This is a genomic window from Clostridia bacterium, from assembly GCA_024685775.1.
Taxonomy (GTDB): Bacteria; Bacillota; Clostridia; order Christensenellales; family CAG-1252; genus CAG-1252.
In genome coordinates this window covers 78,275-95,797 of the sequence record JAIKVL010000006.1, presented here as the reverse complement: position 1 = coordinate 95,797, position 17,523 = coordinate 78,275, and the positions used below count along the sequence as shown (strand labels likewise).

Genomic DNA, 17,523 nt, shown 5'->3' with positions numbered 1-17,523 from the left:
GAGGCTCGGCGTCGTCAGTTTCGTAACCTTCCTCGTCTATAAAGTCCTGTCCAAACCCCTGCATTGGGAATGGAAGGCGAAAAAGAAAGCCGAAGAAGAGATCCCCGAAAACGTTCCCGCGGGCGTGACGGACGAAAAGATCGCTCTCTCTGCCGAGACGAAAACGAACGCCGAAGAAAACGCCGAGAGCTCCCCTGCAACAAACGAATAACGCGACGGCGATCGCCCTTCGCGTAATCGGAGATCGAAACAGAAGTCGAATGGATAAAAACGGACTTTTCGTTTGCCAAGAGTCCGTTTTTTCGTTATACTGTTAAATAATATTCTTTTCGGAGACTTCAACTTGAAAAAATTCTTTGCTGCGTTATTCCTTTTTCTTCTCTTATCACTCCTTGCCCTTTCCGCTTGCTCCGCCGATTCGAAGACCGAAAACAAGAAAACCATTCTTTTTTTGGGAGATTCGATCGCCGAAGGAGTCGCAGGACCCATGCCGTTCAACGAGCGCGAATCCTACGCCTATTACGGAGTCGTCGGCAAGACGAACGAATACAAGTTTTATAATCGCGCCGTCAGCGGTTCGACGACGAGCAACCTTCTTTCCTACGTTAAAAAGGAAGACGACGGCGTCGAACAGATCAAATCGCTTTTGACCGCGGCGGATATCATTCATATTTCGATCGTCGGAAACGACTTGATCCTTTCGAGTCGAAACGCCATGATGCTTTCGATCGCCCGCGGCGATCTCACGGAACTGCAAAAGCGGCGAGACCGTGCGCGCGCGAATTTAGACGCGACGCTTTCCTATATCCGCTCATTGAATCCGACCGCGACGATTTTTCTTCAAACGCTGTACAACCCCGCAAAGGAAGACTCCCCGTTGATCGCTTCCTCTTACAAAAACGCGCTCGCGCAATGTGGCTATACGCCCGATCGATATCACGAATTAATGGGAATCGCGGTGCGCGAAGTCAATAAGATCTTCACCGAATATATCGCTGATCATTCCGATTCGGAAACAGCGGAGCCCACCTATCTTTGCGACGTCTATTCCGCGTTGGAAAAAATCCGCGACGAAGACCCGACCCGCTGGGAACGCTTCTTCCAAGAGGACGGAATTCACCCGAAAAACGAAGGTCACGCCGCGATCGCCGAAGTTTTGCAACAAAAACTGGACGAACTTTCTCTCTCCGGCAAAAACGTTTTGAAAAATTACAAAGCGATCCGCGCCGCGCAGCTCGAACGCATTTATCCGAACTTGAAGAGCAAAGACGAGATCTTGAAAGACATCCGCGACGCAAAAACCGTTCGGCAGGTATCCAACGCCTATTTCGACGGCGTTTCTTCCGCTATTCCCAAAAACGAAAACACGCTCACGCTCAAAGGAACGCACTTTGGCGAATCGAAACTTTTCCGCTTCGACACGGTTTCGATGATGGACCTAAACCTTTTATCCTATTTCAACGCGAACAAAAGTTATATTCGTTTCGGATCGGACGGAACGTTCGAGATGACGGCGGAACTCTCGCCGAGCGCCCGACGCTTGGTCGCCGCTTTTTTGGACTCGAAATCCTTTGACGTCTCGGAAGTAGCGGACTTTGAAATGCTGGCTCCTTACGTCAAACAATTTTTCCCCGGAGTAGACCCCTACGATCTGAACGCGATGATCGACGTTTTCGAAACGGCGCACGGGATCGTCATCGAAGGAATCGACCGCGAAAGCGAAGCCTTCCGGACCATGAGCAAAACGTTCCGCGAAACGAATCACTTGATCCTTTCCTCTTCTTCGCTTCTGAAAGAGAAAATTCGCGTGCGCTACGTCGGGCAGTATCGTTTAGAGACGTACCCCTCGCCCGTGACAAAAGAACCGATGACCGCCGTTTATTTGAATAACGCGTTCAACGAGGGCGAAAGCTATGCGCGTATGCTCTTGACCGAATCGGACGACGGAAAAACCGTCGTTCATATGGCAATCGAAGTTTTGAAACTCGACATCACAGCAACAAAACGATAATAGTTCGGGCGCAATACCAAAAAATTCAAAACGACGAAAACGACAGAAAAAGGCGTGGCATATGCCACGCCTTTTCGATACGAATCGGAGCGAAGACAAAGGTTTCGCTACGTTTCGCAATCCTATTACTTTTGAGACAGATACTCGTCGATCGCTTTTGCCGCGACCTTTCCCGCGCCCATCGCGGAAATAACGGTAGCCGCGCCCGTGACCGCATCACCGCCCGCATAAACCGCGATGCGCGAAGTCAAACCGGACTCGTTTACGATAATTCCTCCGCGGCTGTTTACGTCCAAGCCATCGGTGGTGTTTTTCAAAAGCGGATTCGGAGAAGTTCCGATCGCCATAATGACGACGTCGAGATCGATCGTAAAGTCCGAACCTTCGACTGGAACGGGGCGTCTTCTGCCCTTTTGATCGGGTTCGCCGAGCTCCATTTTGATGCAGTTCATTCCGATGACCGAACCGTTTTTCGGATCGCGGGGATCGTTTTCGTTTTTATAGCCGAGGATCTCGGTCGGGTTGGTCAAGAGACGGAATTCGATTCCCTCTTCCATCGCGTGCTCGACTTCTTCCTTTCTCGCGGGAAGCTCTTCCATCGAACGACGATAGACGATGTAAACCTTTTCCGCGCCGAGACGGAGCGCCGTACGCGCCGCGTCCATCGCGACGTTACCACCGCCGACGACGGCGACTTTGCCGCCTTTCATAATCGGGGTATCGGGATCGTCTTTATAGGCTTTCATAAGGTTGCTTCTCGTCAGGAACTCGTTTGCGGAATAGACGCCTTTCAGCGCTTCGCCCGGGATATTCATAAAGTTCGGAAGTCCCGCGCCCGATCCGATAAAGACGGATTCGAAGCCCATTTCGAAAAGCTCGTCCACCGTCAACGTCTTTCCGATAACGACGTTCGTCATGACTTCGACGCCGAGCGCTTTCAACGTCTCGACTTCTTTTTGGACGATGGATTTCGGAAGACGGAACTCGGGAATCCCGTACACGAGGACGCCGCCCGCGAGGTGCAAAGCTTCGAAGACGGTAACGGAGTATCCTTTCTTCGCAAGATCGCCCGCGCAAGTCAAGCCCGAAGGACCGGAACCGATGACCGCGACTTTATGTCCGTTCGGAGCGGGTTTCTTCGGAGCCGTCACGGAATGCGCGTTATGATAATCGGCAACGAAACGTTCGAGTCTGCCGATCCCGACGCTCTCCCCTTTGATACCGCGAACGCATTTGCTTTCGCATTGCGTTTCCTGCGGACAAACCCTGCCGCAAACGGCGGGAAGACTGGACGTTTGGGTAATGATTTGATACGCGCCCTCGAAATCGAGCTCGCGGATCTTCGCGATAAATTCGGGGATACGAATGTTGACCGGACAACCGGAAACACAAGGCATCGCTTTGCAGTTCAAGCAACGATTCGCCTCGTCTACCGCGACGCTCTCTTCGTAGCCGAGGGCAACTTCACTGAAATTATGCGCGCGGACCAAGGGATCCTGCGTCGGCATTTCGTTTTTCTTCGGATTCATATTCGGCATAGTTATACCCCCTTAAAGAGATTGCAGACTTTCTCGTGAGCTTTGCGCTCGAATTCGAAATACGTTCTGCCTCTCGACATTGCTTCGTCGAAATCGACTTCGTAACCGTTGAAATCGGGACCGTCCACGCAAGCGAATTTCGTGACGCGTTTACCGTCCTGCGTCAAGGTCAAACGGCAACCGCCGCACATCCCCGTCCCATCGATCATAATCGGGTTCATCGAGACGGTCACGGGAACGCCGAACGGCTTTGCGGTCGCGACGACGAATTTCATCATAATAAGCGGACCGATCGTTATGATCATATCAAAGGTCTCGCCCGCATCAAGCATCTCTTTCAAAGGAACGGTAACGTTTCCGTGGCGCGCGTAGGAGCCGTCGTCCGTCATAACGACCAGACGATCGGAGCAAGCCTTGAATTCGTCTTCCAAGATCAAAAGGTCCTTATTACGGAAACCGACGATGCTCGTCACTTCGGTGCCCTGCGCGTGGAGTGCTTCCGCAATGGGAAGCGCGATCGCGCAGCCGACGCCACCGCCTACGACGCAGACTTTTTTAAGCCCTTCGATATGCGTGGGCGTCCCAAGCGGACCAACGAAATCCTGAATGAATTCGCCTTCGGCTTTGTGATTGAGTTTTTCCGTCGTCGCGCCGACGATTTGGAAAATGATCTTGACTCCGCCTTTTTCCTTATCCACGCCCGCGACGGTCAAAGGAATTCTTTCGCCTTCTTCATCCACCCTTAAAATGATGAACTGCCCCGCTTTCGCTTTATTCGCGACGAGCGGCGCTTCGATCTCCATAAAGGTAACGGTGGGATTCAAACTTTTTTTCGTAAGAATTTTATACATAATTCACCTCATTAGAAATTATTATAAGGTCGCAATCCGCGTATAGTCAACAAAGGAGCGAAAAAATATCTATCAAATTGCAAAAAATCGCCTTAAAAATGCGAAATTCCAAAGAAAAAAGCAGAACAGAATGTTACATTAGTGGAATATTCCACAAAAACATTTTTATTTCAGAGCGACTTCGGAGATTAATGAAAATTCGAGGCTCGACGAAAAACCGCACGAAAAAAAATAGCGGCTTTTGAAGATCAATGCAAGTGCGAGGCTCGGCGAGTTGCCGTGTCGAGCGTACTACTTGTACGTGATGCACGGCGACAAAGTCAGTAAACGAAGCAATTGCGCGATATTCAAAGCCGCTTAATCAGCGAAGGAAGCCGCTAATAATCTGTTCCTCCGCCTCCTTCTCCGTCAATCCGAGCGTCATCAGCTTGATAAGCTGTTCGCCCGCGATCTTTCCGATCGCCGCTTCGTGGACGAGAGAGGCATCGACGTGATTCGCTTGAAGAGACGGGACGGCAAGGATCTTTCCGTCGTCCATAATAATGGAATCGCATTCCGTGTGACCGTAACAGGGGGCGTCGCCGGTGATTTTCGCGTCAAACTTCTGGAAAGACGTTCCTTTCGCGACCGCGCGCGAGACGACGTCCGCGCTTGCGCCTTCGCCTTCGAGTTTTACGTCATAGACGCTGACCGCCTTTTGATCATCGTGCGTCATCAGTCTTTCGCGAACGACGAGTTTCGCTCGATCCTTCAAGACGCAAAGCGTCGTCCGAGTCGTGTCGTCCACGCCTTTGATCTGGACCATTTCCATAGTCATTTCGGCGTCTTCGTCCAAATAGGCTTCGGTAACGGGATTCAAGATTCGTTTTCCTTTTCCTACGCCCGATCCGTAATGCTTTTCGACGTAGCGGACTTTCGCACCCTTTTTCAAAAAGAAGCGATGCACGCCGTCGTGCTCGGAGTCGCCCGCGCCGCAGTTATCGATCCCGCATCCCGCGACGATCAAAACGTCCGCGCCTTCGCCGACGTAAAAATCATTGTAAACCGTCTCTTTCAAACCGCTTTTGGTCAAAACGACGGGGATATGGACGCTTTCGTTCTTCGTCTCGGGAGCGATCGTGATGTCGATACCCGAAACCTCTTTTTTCGGGGAAATTACGATATGCTCGGTGCTTTTTCTGCCGAGCGCTTCGGAATTGGATCGAATATTGTAGGCACCCTCCGGGACGCCGTGAAGTTCGGCGATCTCTTCGAGAAGGCGGAGTTGGATCTCATCGAATTTCATACTGCCCTCCTACGCGTTTTTCGGGCATTCGCCCACGAAATCGTCCGACATCATCAAAGACGGAAGGATCTCTTCTTTCGACCCCGTCCGATCGACGCGCCCGTTTTTGATAACGACGATCTCGTCCGCAATATTCAATATGCGCTCTTGGTGCGAAATGATGACGATCGCGCCGTCCGGATTTTTCTTTTTCATCGTATCGAAAACTTTAATCAAATTGGCAAAGCTCCAAAGGTCGATCCCCGCTTCCGGCTCGTCGAAAATGCTCAGGCGAGAATTTCTCGCGATAATTTCCGCGATCTCCACGCGCTTCAATTCGCCTCCGGAAAGACTTGCGTTCAGTTCGCGGTCAATATAATTGCGCGCGCAAAGACCGACGGCGGAAAGATATTCGCAAGCGTCGCCCGTGGAGAGCTTTCTCCCGCTCGCGAGGCGCAAAAGATCGAGGACTTTCAAACCTTTGAATTTGACGGGTTGCTGAAACGCGAAAGAAACGCCCGCTTTCGCTCTCTCCGTCACGGAAAGATCGGTGACGTCCTCGCCGTTATAAAAGATCCTACCGGACGAAGGCTTTTCGATCCCCATAATCAAACGGGCAAGCGTCGATTTCCCGCCTCCGTTCGGTCCCGTAATAACGACGATCTTGCCGCTTTCCACGGTAAGACTGACGTCTTTGATGATTTCTTTCCTTTCCCCGTTATCCGTAACGGAAAAAGACACGTTTTTCAGTTCTAACATAGCGACCTCTTTTTCGTTCGTATTTTTATTATAAACCATTTTTTCCGTTTAGTCTTTCATTTTACGCCCATTTTTCTCGCCGATTTCGATTTTTTCAACGAAAAAGCGCCTTGCCGAAGCAAAGCGCCGTTTTCACGATTTATCGCGAGAGATTCAGTCTTCGATCCTGCAACGATAGATTTTGAGTTTAGGCTCCGTTCCGGAAGGACGCGCGACGAGCGTGCTGCCGTCTTCCAAGACAAATTTAACAACGTTGGATTTCGGGAGTCCGTCGATCCCGAGCGAATAGTCTTTCATCGAGACGACCTTTTTCCCTTCTACTTCTTTCGCTGCGCGATAGTCATTCATAATGTCCTGCATCTTTTTGAAGCCTTCCGCGCCCTCGAATTGCTTGCATTCGAGCGAGGAAACGTAATGTCCGAACTCGCGATAGATCTCATTCAGTTTATCGAGAAGCGAGATCCCTTGCGCTCTGTAATAAGCAAACATCTCCGCGATCATAAAGACGCCGTCCACCGCGTCCTTGTCGCGGACGTAAGAACCCGTCAAATAACCGTAGCTCTCTTCGAATCCGAAGATGTAGGAGTCTTCCTCTCCTTTCTTTTCCAAAAGACCGATCTGCTCGCCGATATACTTAAAGCCGGTCAGGACGTTGCTCGTTTGAACGCCGTACTTCGCGGCGATCTTTTCCGCGAGATCGCTCGTAACAATGGTTTTGACCATGCGCGGATTCTTCGGCATCGTTCCGTTTTTCAAGCGCATACGGCAAATGAAATCAATGAGCAAGAATCCCGTTTCGTTTCCGCTCAAAAGCGAGAAGCCGCCTTCGTTGTTCTTTACGGCGATTCCCACGCGGTCGCAGTCGGGATCGGTCGCGATCAAAATATCCGCGCCGAGCCGCTCCGCATATTCCAAACCGAGGGTCAGCGCTTCGCGGATCTCTGGGTTCGGATACGGGCAAGTCGGGAAATGTCCGTCGGGCTTTTCCTGCTCTTTGACGATCACGACGTTTTCAAAGCCGGTTTCTTTCAAAATGCGCGTCACGGGGACGAGACCCGTGCCGTTCAGCGGAGAATAGACGATTTTCGCCGTGCGGTCGAGTTTTTCGCCTTTAACGACGGATTCTTTCTTGACTCTTTCGATGAATTCGGTCAAGACTTCGTCTTTGATATATTCGATCGCGCCGCTTCCGAGAGCCGCGTCGAAATCGACGGTCTTTACGCCGTCGAACGCATCCGTCTTTTCGATCGCGGAAAGGATCTCCACAGCCGCCTCTTCGGTGATTTGGCAACCGTCCGCTCCGTAAACCTTATACCCGTTATATTTCGCGGGATTATGCGATGCGGTGACCATAACGCCCGCCGCGCAACCGAGTTTACGGACGGCGAAAGAGAGGCACGGAGTCGGCATCAAGGTCTTATACAAAAAGGCTTTAATCCCGTTCGCCGCGAAGATCTCGGCTGCTTTTTTCGCAAAAAGGTCGGAATTGATGCGCGAGTCGTAGCTGATCGCGACGCTTCTTTCCCCCTCTTTATAATGCGACAGGACGTAAGAGGCAAGCCCTTGCGTCGCTTTTCCGACGGTATAGACGTTCATTCGGTTCGTTCCCGCGCCGAGGACGCCGCGCAAACCGCCCGTCCCGAACGCGAGGTCCTGATAAAAGGCGTCGGAGATCTTTTCTTCGTCGCCAGAGATCGCGGCAAGCTCGTCCGCGAGTTCTTTCTCCGTCACTTTGCTTTTCCACAGTTCATACAATTCTTTAACGTTTCTCATAATAATCCTCTTTTTCCGTATTGATATTCGCGGCTTGACCGCGGTGCTTACTTAATCAGCTCGAAAACGTCTTTCCCGATCACGAATTTGAAAACCGGCATTTTATAGACCGAGAAATCCGCGGGGAGGACGGCGGTAACGTAATTCGGGAACCCTTTGACCGCGCAATAGACGGCGTTTTTATCGCCGAGCCTGTCTTCGTCATACGCTTTCGCGGTCACTGCGTTTTCTTTCACGACCCTTTCGATATTATGCTTTTTCGCGTACTTCGCGTCGTACATAAAATCGAGTTTATCGGAGATCAAACGCATCTTGTATTCTCCGTCCGCGACGCCGAGATCGGGATAGGAAAGGCTCGCGCCGCCGACTTTAACGGTCGAAACGCCGTCCTTCGTGGAAACGACGCAAGGCGCGACGTTATCCGATACCTTTTCGCGGCTGTTCAGGCGCAAACCGTCCGCGCCGTTAAAGGTAATTTCCGAAAACGGCAAGAACAAAGTAAGTTCGTCGCCGGACTTGATCTTTACGTCCTTCACGCGGAAAACGAATTGGTTCTCCGAGAGATCGGTATTCGCATAAACCGCGGTGCAATCGCTCCCCGGAACGACGAAATCGACCTTCGCTTTTACGGGAATGCAGTCCGGAACTTCTTCCAAAGAAACCTCGTTCGAGGGAACGCGGATCTCGACGAGATCGCGAACGGTAAAATCAAAGAAACGCTCTCGAACTTTCTCGGGAAGATCGAACTTCTCTTTCCCGAGGACGAGACGCCCGTCTTCGATCGCGGCGGGAATGCGGTTCACGTCCGGAACGCCCATAACGGATTGCTTGGTTTCCGCGTCGAACAAGTGCGCTTTTTCCATATCGAAGACGAGGAAAACGTCCATTCCGTCCACGATCTCGTGATTCGTCGGGATTTTAACGATCACGTTTTGCGCCAGACCCGCGACTTCGGCGTAAACGATGGTTTCGCTACCGAGATGCTCCACGACGTCCACTTTCGCCTTGATCCCCTCTTTTCCGAGCTTGATATTCTCGGGGCGGATCCCGAACAAAACCTTTTCGGAAACGTATTTTTCGTTCGCGAGTTGTTTCGTCTTGGTCAACGAGAATTCCGCGCTTTGATTCTCACCGAAAACGACTTTGAGTTTATCGCCCGCTTTTTCGAGGTTCGCCTCGAAAATATTCATTTGAGGAGAACCGAGGAAGGTCGCGACGAAAACGTTTCTCGGCTGTTCGTACAGCGTTGCGGGAGAATCGACCTGCTGGATCAAGCCGTCTTTCATAACGACGATCCTGTCGCCCATCGTCATCGCCTCGGTTTGATCGTGCGTAACGTAAATAAAGGTAGTCGCGAGTTTTTTATGGAGTTTCGTAATCTCCGAGCGCATTTGAACGCGCAATTTGGCGTCCAAGTTGGAAAGCGGTTCGTCCAAAAGGAAGACGTTCGGCTCGCGAACGATCGCGCGACCGAGCGCGACCCTCTGCCTTTGACCGCCCGAAAGCGCTTTCGGCTTTCTCTGTAAAAGATCGGTGATGCCGAGAATCTCCGCCGCTCTCTTTACGCGATCTTCGATCTCCTTCGGATTCGCTTTACGGAGCTTCAAACCGAACGCCATATTTTGAAACACGGTCATATGCGGATACAACGCGTAGTTTTGGAAAACCATCGCGATATTTCGATTCATCGGTTCGACGTCGTTCATCTTCGTTCCGCCGATAAAAAGGCTGCCCGAAGTGATCTCTTCGAGTCCGGCGATCATACGAAGCGTCGTACTTTTTCCGCAACCGGAAGGTCCGACGAACACGATAAACTCTTTGTCTGCGATTTTAAGATTGAAATCGGACACGGCGCGAACGCCCCCTTCGTAGACCTTGTAAACATTTTCAAGTAACAGATCAGCCATCCTTTTTCTCCTTTTCTTCTCTTGAAAGACCTTTATTTATATAGTCGGCGAAATAGACCGAATTTATATACTTATCAAACAGCTTATGGCTGTATAACGTCGCGGCGAAACAGGAAACACCGTCCGCCCAAAGCGCCCAAAGAAGCCCGATCCCGATCAGACTGTAATAGCTGACGAAGGTCAGGATCAAAGGGAGCCCCAAATTCACGAAAAAATGCAAAGCGGCAAGCGGAAACGCCGCAAAGCAGAAAGAAAACGCGTTCCGTAAACAGCCGAGGAAGGTGAGTTCGTAAAACACGTCGCCCGCGAGAAAGTTTTCCGCCGCGCCGTAAACGACGAGGAAAACGAGAGTCGCGCCGCCGATCCCCAGCCCCTTCAAGAGCGCGTTATCGGAAAACGAAAGCAAAAACGCGCATCCGATCTGCCAAAGAAAGATCACGACGCCGAGGATCACTCCGATCAAAAACCCGTTCAACGCGCCTTTCTTCAAATAGTCGAAGAAGATCTCTTTGACGTACCCGCCTTCGTTATGCGCCCTTCTTTTCATAACGCCGAACGCGGCGTATCTCCCGATATAGCGAACGCCCCACAGCGGGACTTCCGCAAGCCCGAGATAAAAGCAGATGGAAAAAACCTTTTGCGCCGTAACGGAGCTTTGCCCCGCAAACAAGGTCAATTCGAAAGCAAACGCGCCCGCAAGCGGTAACGAAAACAAGAAAAGAAGGACGCTGATCTCCGCAAGAAGATAAAAGTCGTCTTTCAGAACGGTCAAAAACAGTTCTTTCCTGTTCTTCGGAAGAGAGGCGTCTTCCGCGTTTACTTTGAGTTCCTTATGCTTAAACATACTCCACCAACCATTTTACGAAGTCGATCGCGTGATCCGTGATCTTACCGGCATTGACCGACGAAGCGACGACGAACGCGACGTATCGCTCTTTTCCGAACGCGAAAAAGCGGTTCAAAGCGTCGATCGCGTTTTCAGGAAGAAAAACCCCGTAGGACTCTTCACCCTGCTTGAACGGTTCGCCGATCCCGTCGAGCGGTAAAAACGAACCCTTGCAGTCCGTACTTTCCGCGACGGATTGCGGGACGAGGACGACGTCGCTTCCGTTCAACCCGACGACGCGATACTTTTGACCGAATGGGATCGCCTCGGCGGGATCGCTCGAAGAGATCTCGACCTTTTTGATTTCTTTCGAGCTTGTTTTCGCAATCTCCGCAAAGGAATAATCTTTGACCTTTCCAGCGAAAAACAACTCGATTTTTTCATGGTCTTTCGGCGCGTGATACAGCCCGAACGCCGCGACCCAAATCACGACGGAAAGGACGATCACGACGACGTACTTGACCCATTCGGAAGAAAACGTGTCCTTAAAACGCTTATTCATTTTCTTCCTCCGCGTCGAGGACGATGCCCGCGCCGGATTCGATCCGATATCGTTTTCCGACCTCGAAAGCATACGGCTCGAAGGTCTTATACTCGCGCTCCGCTCCCTTAACGAGGAAGATATACGAGCAAAGCTCGACGCCGTCTACGGTCTTCGATCCTTCGGATTCCTTATAGACCGCGAACTGCGTTTCGGAGCGAGCGTCAAGAGCGCGCTCGATCTTATTTCTTACTTTTCTCGCCGAAAAAAGCGAGATCGTAAAGAAATAAACGGAGTAGACCCCGAATCCCGCGGTCAAAATGACGTCGAGGACGAGAAACGGAACGTACTTTTCCGGCGAAAGAAACAAAAGCAAAAGCGCGGCGGCGACGAAAACCGAGGAGATCCCCGCGTAAACGCCGACGAGCGTTCTTACTTTCTTTTGCGCGACCCGCGCGTCCTCTTCCGTTACGAGACGCATAGCGAATCGAGGACCGCCTTTACTCTTTTTTCGATCACGGCATACGCCTTCGGACCGAAGTGCAATTTATCGTCGAGATAATTCTCGAAGATATATTCGCCTTTTTCGTCTTTGCAAAGATCCGCAGTCTCGATAAAGGTCAACCAATCGAATTTTTTCGCCTGCTCTCTTTGCCAATCGTTCATTTCGCGAACGTAATCTTTATACTCGTCGCGAGCAAAACTCGTCTTCGTCGCGATCGAGACGATCTTTACGCCCGGGAAATCCTTGCGGAATTTATCCCAAGTAGCGAGGAAAAGCGCCTTGCTCTCCTCCGCCGTATACGAGCAAACGGGCTCGTTATCCCCGTAATACCAAACGACGACTTTTGGACAAAAAGGTTTTGCGACTCTTTCATAGTGGAACAGAGCTTCGTCCGAAGTCGAGCCGCCGAACCCCGCGTTGATCGCGCGGTAATCCTTAAAAACCTCTTCAATCTCTTTCCAAATGCCGAACGTACTGCTCCCGTAAAAAAGGACGTCGCAGGGCTTGCCTTGTTTTGCGATAATGCTTTGAAGTTCCGGCTCGTAACGGAACATATCCACTCTATGCTTTATTTCCATAACGCTCCTCGTCGTCCGCGATCACGGCTTTTCTGACTTCCGCCCCCCAAAGGACGTAACCGGCTTGGGACATATGCAAACCGTCGTTCAGGAAATACGCCTCGGAATACTTTCCGGAATCCTTTTCAAGGACGGTTCCCGCGTCGATAATATTCAAGTATTCGTGCGTCTTCGCATATTCGATCACGAGATCGTTCGCTTTGTCGATCGCAGTCTTATGCTGCGGATAATATCCCGGCACTTTATTGATCAAAATGAAATGAACGGTCGCTTCGGGCAAACGATCGTGCAAATGCTCGAACAAGCGGATCAAACTTTGCGCCGTTTGATCGCCCGTCTTATGGAAATTGATAATATCGTTGATCCCGACGTACAGGACGACGGCGCGCGGGTTATACGGAATGATCAAGCGATCCGCGTAGCAATTCGCCCAATGATAGGAAGACGACCCGCCGATACCGACGTTTTTCGTCGTCACGGGAGCCATTTTGACGGTGGAATCCGACCAGTTTTCCATAGAGGACGAACCACCCATAACGACTTTATAGGAGTCGAAAGAAAGCGCTTCGTACTTCTTAGCTTTCTTTTCGAAGCCCGCCACGTCGATCGAGGAGCCTTCGGCGCTCGTAACGACGAGTTCGGAAGTAACGTCGTTAACGCTGACTTCGATCTTTTGATCCGCGCCGCCCGCAGAATAAGTAACGGTGACGAGCCCCGCCGAATAAACCGCGCTTTTCAAGGTCGTCGCCGAAGCTCTGGTGTAATTCAAAAGAGAGCGAACGTCATCCGAAGAAGCCGTCAAACGCGCGATCCCCGCCGTCGTCAAAGAAACGACACCCTCTTCGACGGGCTGATTGCAAACGCCGTTCAAAGCGAAAGGAACGCTTTCGTCGATCTTCTCTTTAAAGGTCAAAACGGGTTCGACGTAGGTTTCCTGCGCCTCTTCCTCCTGATTTCTTTCCCACATCGCGTAAAGATTCAAACTACCCGTCAAAGGCGTCGAAAAATCAAAGCGTTCGGTGCCTTCTTTATCGATCGACCAGCCGACGAAGCGATAGCCTTTTCTCTCGGGAGATTCGGAAGGCGGCGTAATCGTCGATCCGACGTTCACGGTCGTCTTGTAGAAAAGCGTATTTTCCGCGATCGCCTCTCTTCCGGAAGAAAGTTCCACGACCGAGCCTTCCGTGTTCGTCATAAAACGAGCGGTCGCGGGCGTCGGCGAGTAGGTATAACTCCCTTTCGGAGTACACGCGGGAAGAAAGACCGCCGCGAGCACGGAACAAACCAAAATCAATGCCAAAAACGCTTTCTTCATAATTTCCCCTCTTTATAAACGCTTTCGCAGAATTCCTCGAAAGGCGCGGTCGCGACGCAAACGTATTTATCCGCCGCGCCGTAATAGACGTACATAACGCCGTCTTTTACCGCGATCCCCGTCGGGAAAACGCAACCGTTATAATAGCCGTCCGTCTCAAACGGGAATTCCGGTTCCATAACGAAATCTTTGGTGCGCGCGAGAATCTTTCTCGGATCTTTTTCATCCAGAATCACCGCGCCGACTCGATAACCGCCGTCTTTTTTCGCGACGCCGTGATACAGAAGCAGCCAGCCGTACTTACATTTTACGGGCGGCGTGGAGCCTCCGACTTTTTGGTCTTCCCACCACTCCTTGCCTTTCATCAAAAGTTCGGGCTTGCCCCATTCCAAAAGGTCTTCGGAGAAAGCGATCCAAATCGCGGGGTTTTCGTTCTCGAAGCCTTCGCCGCACCATTCCATCGGGCGCGAAAGACGGACGTATTTCCCGTCGACTTTCTCGGGGAAGATATAGACGTCGCGGTCGTCCAACCGGCTATCCGTCATTCGACCGAGCTTTTTCCAAATTCGGAGATCCTGACTGATCGCAAGATGGGTAACGCTGTTATTATTTACGAGCATCGTCGGTCCGTCGTCCGGCTTAAAGCCGAAATAACCGCAATCCTTTTTCCAATACTGCCCGGGCGCAAACGTGCGCGAAGCGTAGGTCAAATAATAATAATCTCCCATTTTAACGAGACGCGGATCTTCGACGCAACCTTCGTCCGCACCGCCGGGCGTAGGCGAAAGCACGGGGCAGATCGACGCCCTTCTGAAACGGAATCCGTCTTTACTCTCGGCGAGACCGAGATAAATATGGTGGGTCGCGTCGTTTCCGGCGGCGCGATAAAGCATCTTAAAGCGCTTGCTTTTCTCGTCGTAAACGACTGCGGGATTCAAAACGCAGAGCGATTCCCACGCTTCGCCTTTCGGCTTCAAAATCGGGTTTTTTGCATACTTTTCGAGTTTCATTTTTCTGTCCTTCTTCGTTAGATTTATGCGCCGTATGCGACCGCGCTGTTCGTCGTCGTTTCGATCGTTCCGTCAAGATAGAGATCGTCGATCGTGACGTTCGAAACGTTATAATTACCGCCGAAGCTCTTGACCGCGACGGAAATCTTATTGATGTAGGGAACGTAGGTCTTTTTCATTTCGAAAGAACCGCCGTTCGCGTCCGTAAATGCGTCGAATCCGATTTTATAAGTCGCCCATCCCTCTTGAACGTTTTTGAGTTCGACGCGGGTTTGATAAGAGGCTCCGTTATAACTCATAAAAAGATTCAAATAAACGGTCGCGGAATATTGGTCTCCTTTCAAAAGGAAGGAAACGCCGTTCGCGTCGACCGAAGAATCGATCTTTACGTTCGTGTAATAGGAAACCGCATCCATTTTCGTCTTGTAGGAAAGCGCGAGCGCCTGCCCCTCTCCCGACGCGGTCGAGTCCGTCAAAGTCGCCGCGGCATAAGACACGGAAGACGTCGTGTCCCAAGAAAGCGAATCCGCCTCTTCGTCGTCGAAATTCGAGACGAGGGCGAGTTTGCGATTCCCTTCCGACGGCATGATCTTATCCGACAGCTCGGTAACGGACGAACTTTCCACGTTAATGAATCGAATATTATCGACGAAGACGTAGTTATTCGAAAGATACTTCGGAGAGGCTTTTTGCACGCCGAGGATGTTCGCGTAGAAGTAGTATTGCATCGAGATCGAGAATCCGATGATGTTATCGCTCGACAAGACTTCCGCGGAGCCGAAATACCCTTCCGCGAGCGCCATATCGGAGAACGCGATCTTATAGCTGTTCCAAGCGGAAGAAAGCGCGTCGATAACGTAGGAGTACGCCTCGCCCGTCTCGGCGTAGACGGTCACCGTGAGTTTGGTTTTTACTCCTTCGTTCGGCGCGTCCTTGGCTTGGATCTCGACGCCGTTATAGCCTTCCGCGGTTTCGAATCGAACGCCGTAAACCGCTTCGCCCATATCGGTCTTATACCCGAATTTACCCGCTTTGTTTTTCGATCCGAGCGCATTCTCGGAATCGAGCTGCATCTCCTCGTCCTTATTGGAAGCGGAAGTTTGCCAGACGTAGTAAAGATCGAGCGAATTATCGTAAGAAGAGAAATCTTCGATCACGCCCGTATCCGAAACGCTGCCTTTATACAGATCGTCAACCTCTTCTTCCAACGTCGTGACACGCAGATTCGCGATCGTCACCGTACCGCCCGAATAGACGTCGGACAAGCCGATTTGAAGCGCCTTGATATAGTAGAATTGACGGAAGCCGTCACCCTTGAATTCGGAGAGCGTGAACGCCGTGTACGGCACGACGAGTTTTCCGGATGCGGGGACGGTCGAAGCGCTCTGCGAATACGCCCAACGATCGCCGTCTTCTTCGACGATGCGGATCAGGATCTTACCGTTTTTATAGTTTTGCGGATCGGTCAAAGAAAGATCCAAAGCGAAAGCGTCGCCCTTCGCGAGGAGTTTATTGACGTTCATCTTAACGAAACCGTATCCTTGGATGCCCCTCTCGTTTTGCGCGTTGGGTTGTCCGCTGAACGAATAAGTCAAAGAAGAACCGTCCTCGGGAACGGTGACGCCGAAATTATAGTTTTCGAACGTAAACTCGTCTTTATAATCGTTGAAATCAAACTCGGAAATAAAGAGATCTCCGTACTTCGCGTAATTGATCGCGCGAAGGTCGGAGAAATAAGCGATTCCGTCGCCGAACGATTTCTCGAAGACGAGTTCGAACGACTTAATATAGTTATAGTCGAAAACTTGGTTTTGTATCGGCGTGCCGCCCTTCGTGCGGAGCGTGAACTCGTCGAAGCGAATAATGATCGTTTGTTTCGCGTTGTTCGCAAGTTTGATCGGCGCGTTCCAGTATTCGTTATCTTCATCCACGACGCGGAAAAGGATCTCGGAATCGTTGCCCGCATAGTAGAAATTGAAATAGAAAGCGTCCACGCCGTAAAACTCCGTCTCGTGGCTGTGAGTAACGACGATCCAGCCGTCCGATTCTTCGAAGCCTTCGCCTCGGTTCGTGTCTTCCTCGTCGAATTTAACGGTCAAAGAATCCTTTCCGTTTCCGAAGAAATCCTTCTTATCGATCCCGACGGTGGCTTTCGATCCGACTTCGTGAACCGTCCATTCGTCCGCATACGCGATCTCGATCGGGACTTCTTCCTGCATATTCGCTTGATAATAGAAGCTCTGCACTTCGTCCGAGAACGGTTTGGAATGATCGGAATTTACGGCGGTAACGCGCCAATAATAGGTTTTATTCTTGGTTTTGAGCGCAGCGCCGATCGTAAAACTCGTCGTCGTGATCCCGATCTTTTTGAAATAGGTCTTATCTTCCGGGTCGAATTCGTCCGTGGAAGCGATTTCAAGGGTATACGTCTCCGCTTTGTTCGCCGCCGTCCAAGAGAAGACGGGGACGGTCAAAGTGACGGCGTTATCCTTGGGAGAAACCGCGGAGAAATCTCCGATCTCCCCTTTTACCTCGGTCGGATTAAACGCGTTGGAAGCATAGTCTTTCTTTTCTTTCGCGCACGCTCCGAAAACGAGAGCGGCGGCGAGCAAGCAGAGGACGACGATCAAAATTTTCTTTTTCAT

The 17,523-nt window shown here is 51.1% G+C and carries 15 protein-coding genes; 2 read left to right on the top strand and 13 right to left on the bottom strand.

The annotated features are described in order from the left end of the window. Positions 1–211 (top strand): hypothetical protein (locus K5753_01780; protein ID MCR4725934.1); only part of this gene is annotated, 211 nt, incomplete at its 5' end. Between the two features lie 132 nt (positions 212–343). Continuing rightward, positions 344–2,011 carry an SGNH/GDSL hydrolase family protein gene (locus tag K5753_01775; protein MCR4725933.1) on the top strand — a complete coding sequence of 556 codons (1,668 nt, stop codon included), beginning with the start codon at positions 344–346 and terminating at the stop codon, positions 2,009–2,011. Between the two features lie 125 nt (positions 2,012–2,136). On the opposite strand, the gene gltA is transcribed toward K5753_01775, so the two are convergent. From gltA to K5753_01710, 13 genes are all read right to left on the bottom strand, one after another. Next, entirely contained in the window at positions 2,137–3,549 is a 1,413-nt protein-coding gene (gltA, locus tag K5753_01770) for an NADPH-dependent glutamate synthase (protein ID MCR4725932.1), read from the bottom strand. Between the two features lie 2 nt (positions 3,550–3,551). Continuing rightward, a complete protein-coding gene (locus K5753_01765; protein ID MCR4725931.1) occupies positions 3,552–4,400 on the bottom strand; it encodes a sulfide/dihydroorotate dehydrogenase-like FAD/NAD-binding protein in 849 nt (282 codons plus the stop codon). Positions 4,401–4,761: 361 nt separating this feature from the next. After that, positions 4,762–5,685, bottom strand: a complete 924-nt coding sequence (locus tag K5753_01760) for a SufD family Fe-S cluster assembly protein (GenBank protein MCR4725930.1) — start codon at positions 5,683–5,685, stop codon at positions 4,762–4,764. 9 nt (positions 5,686–5,694) lie between these two features. Then, positions 5,695–6,423, bottom strand: a complete 729-nt coding sequence (locus tag K5753_01755; GenBank protein ID MCR4725929.1) for an ATP-binding cassette domain-containing protein — start codon at positions 6,421–6,423, stop codon at positions 5,695–5,697. A 153-nt stretch (positions 6,424–6,576) separates the two neighbouring features. Continuing rightward, positions 6,577–8,196: a phospho-sugar mutase gene (locus K5753_01750; GenBank protein ID MCR4725928.1), complete on the bottom strand. Its 1,620-nt coding sequence runs from the start codon at positions 8,194–8,196 to the stop codon at positions 6,577–6,579. Positions 8,197–8,243: 47 nt separating this feature from the next. Then, on the bottom strand, positions 8,244–10,103 hold the full coding sequence (locus K5753_01745) for an ABC transporter ATP-binding protein (protein ID MCR4725927.1): 1,860 nt from the start codon (positions 10,101–10,103) through the stop codon (positions 8,244–8,246). Beyond that, positions 10,096–10,947: a hypothetical protein gene (locus tag K5753_01740; GenBank protein MCR4725926.1), complete on the bottom strand. Its 852-nt coding sequence runs from the start codon at positions 10,945–10,947 to the stop codon at positions 10,096–10,098. The genes K5753_01745 and K5753_01740 overlap by 8 nt, the downstream gene beginning before the upstream one ends. Beyond that, a complete protein-coding gene (locus K5753_01735) occupies positions 10,940–11,491 on the bottom strand; it encodes a hypothetical protein (GenBank protein MCR4725925.1) in 552 nt (183 codons plus the stop codon). The genes K5753_01740 and K5753_01735 overlap by 8 nt, the downstream gene beginning before the upstream one ends. Further along, positions 11,484–11,951, bottom strand: a complete 468-nt coding sequence (locus K5753_01730) for a hypothetical protein (GenBank protein MCR4725924.1) — start codon at positions 11,949–11,951, stop codon at positions 11,484–11,486. Before K5753_01730 ends, K5753_01735 begins: the two co-directional genes overlap by 8 nt. After that, complete coding sequence (locus K5753_01725) at positions 11,939–12,553, bottom strand: hypothetical protein (GenBank protein ID MCR4725923.1); 615 nt, start codon at positions 12,551–12,553, stop codon at positions 11,939–11,941. Before K5753_01725 ends, K5753_01730 begins: the two co-directional genes overlap by 13 nt. Further along, complete coding sequence (locus tag K5753_01720; GenBank protein MCR4725922.1) at positions 12,537–13,868, bottom strand: InlB B-repeat-containing protein; 1,332 nt, start codon at positions 13,866–13,868, stop codon at positions 12,537–12,539. Before K5753_01720 ends, K5753_01725 begins: the two co-directional genes overlap by 17 nt. Further along, positions 13,865–14,878 carry a glycosidase gene (locus tag K5753_01715; protein MCR4725921.1) on the bottom strand — a complete coding sequence of 338 codons (1,014 nt, stop codon included), beginning with the start codon at positions 14,876–14,878 and terminating at the stop codon, positions 13,865–13,867. The genes K5753_01720 and K5753_01715 overlap by 4 nt, the downstream gene beginning before the upstream one ends. A gap of 23 nt (positions 14,879–14,901) precedes the next feature. Next, positions 14,902–17,523, bottom strand: coding sequence for a hypothetical protein (locus K5753_01710; GenBank protein ID MCR4725920.1), 2,622 nt, complete (start codon positions 17,521–17,523; stop codon positions 14,902–14,904).

Excerpts from the sequence above, each read along its gene's own strand:
- gltA (MCR4725932.1), bottom strand. The coding sequence starts at position 3,549 with ATGCCGAATATGAATCCGAAGAAAAACGAAATGCCGACGCAGGATCCC.
- K5753_01765 (MCR4725931.1), bottom strand. The coding sequence starts at position 4,400 with ATGTATAAAATTCTTACGAAAAAAAGTTTGAATCCCACCGTTACCTTT.
- K5753_01760 (MCR4725930.1), bottom strand. The coding sequence starts at position 5,685 with ATGAAATTCGATGAGATCCAACTCCGCCTTCTCGAAGAGATCGCCGAA.
- K5753_01755 (MCR4725929.1), bottom strand. The coding sequence starts at position 6,423 with ATGTTAGAACTGAAAAACGTGTCTTTTTCCGTTACGGATAACGGGGAA.
- K5753_01750 (MCR4725928.1), bottom strand. The coding sequence starts at position 8,196 with ATGAGAAACGTTAAAGAATTGTATGAACTGTGGAAAAGCAAAGTGACG.
- K5753_01745 (MCR4725927.1), bottom strand. The coding sequence starts at position 10,103 with ATGGCTGATCTGTTACTTGAAAATGTTTACAAGGTCTACGAAGGGGGC.
- K5753_01740 (MCR4725926.1), bottom strand. The coding sequence starts at position 10,947 with ATGTTTAAGCATAAGGAACTCAAAGTAAACGCGGAAGACGCCTCTCTT.
- K5753_01735 (MCR4725925.1), bottom strand. The coding sequence starts at position 11,491 with ATGAATAAGCGTTTTAAGGACACGTTTTCTTCCGAATGGGTCAAGTAC.
- K5753_01730 (MCR4725924.1), bottom strand. The coding sequence starts at position 11,951 with ATGCGTCTCGTAACGGAAGAGGACGCGCGGGTCGCGCAAAAGAAAGTA.
- K5753_01725 (MCR4725923.1), bottom strand. The coding sequence starts at position 12,553 with ATGGAAATAAAGCATAGAGTGGATATGTTCCGTTACGAGCCGGAACTT.
- K5753_01720 (MCR4725922.1), bottom strand. The coding sequence starts at position 13,868 with ATGAAGAAAGCGTTTTTGGCATTGATTTTGGTTTGTTCCGTGCTCGCG.
- K5753_01715 (MCR4725921.1), bottom strand. The coding sequence starts at position 14,878 with ATGAAACTCGAAAAGTATGCAAAAAACCCGATTTTGAAGCCGAAAGGC.
- K5753_01710 (MCR4725920.1), bottom strand. The coding sequence starts at position 17,523 with ATGAAAAAGAAAATTTTGATCGTCGTCCTCTGCTTGCTCGCCGCCGCT.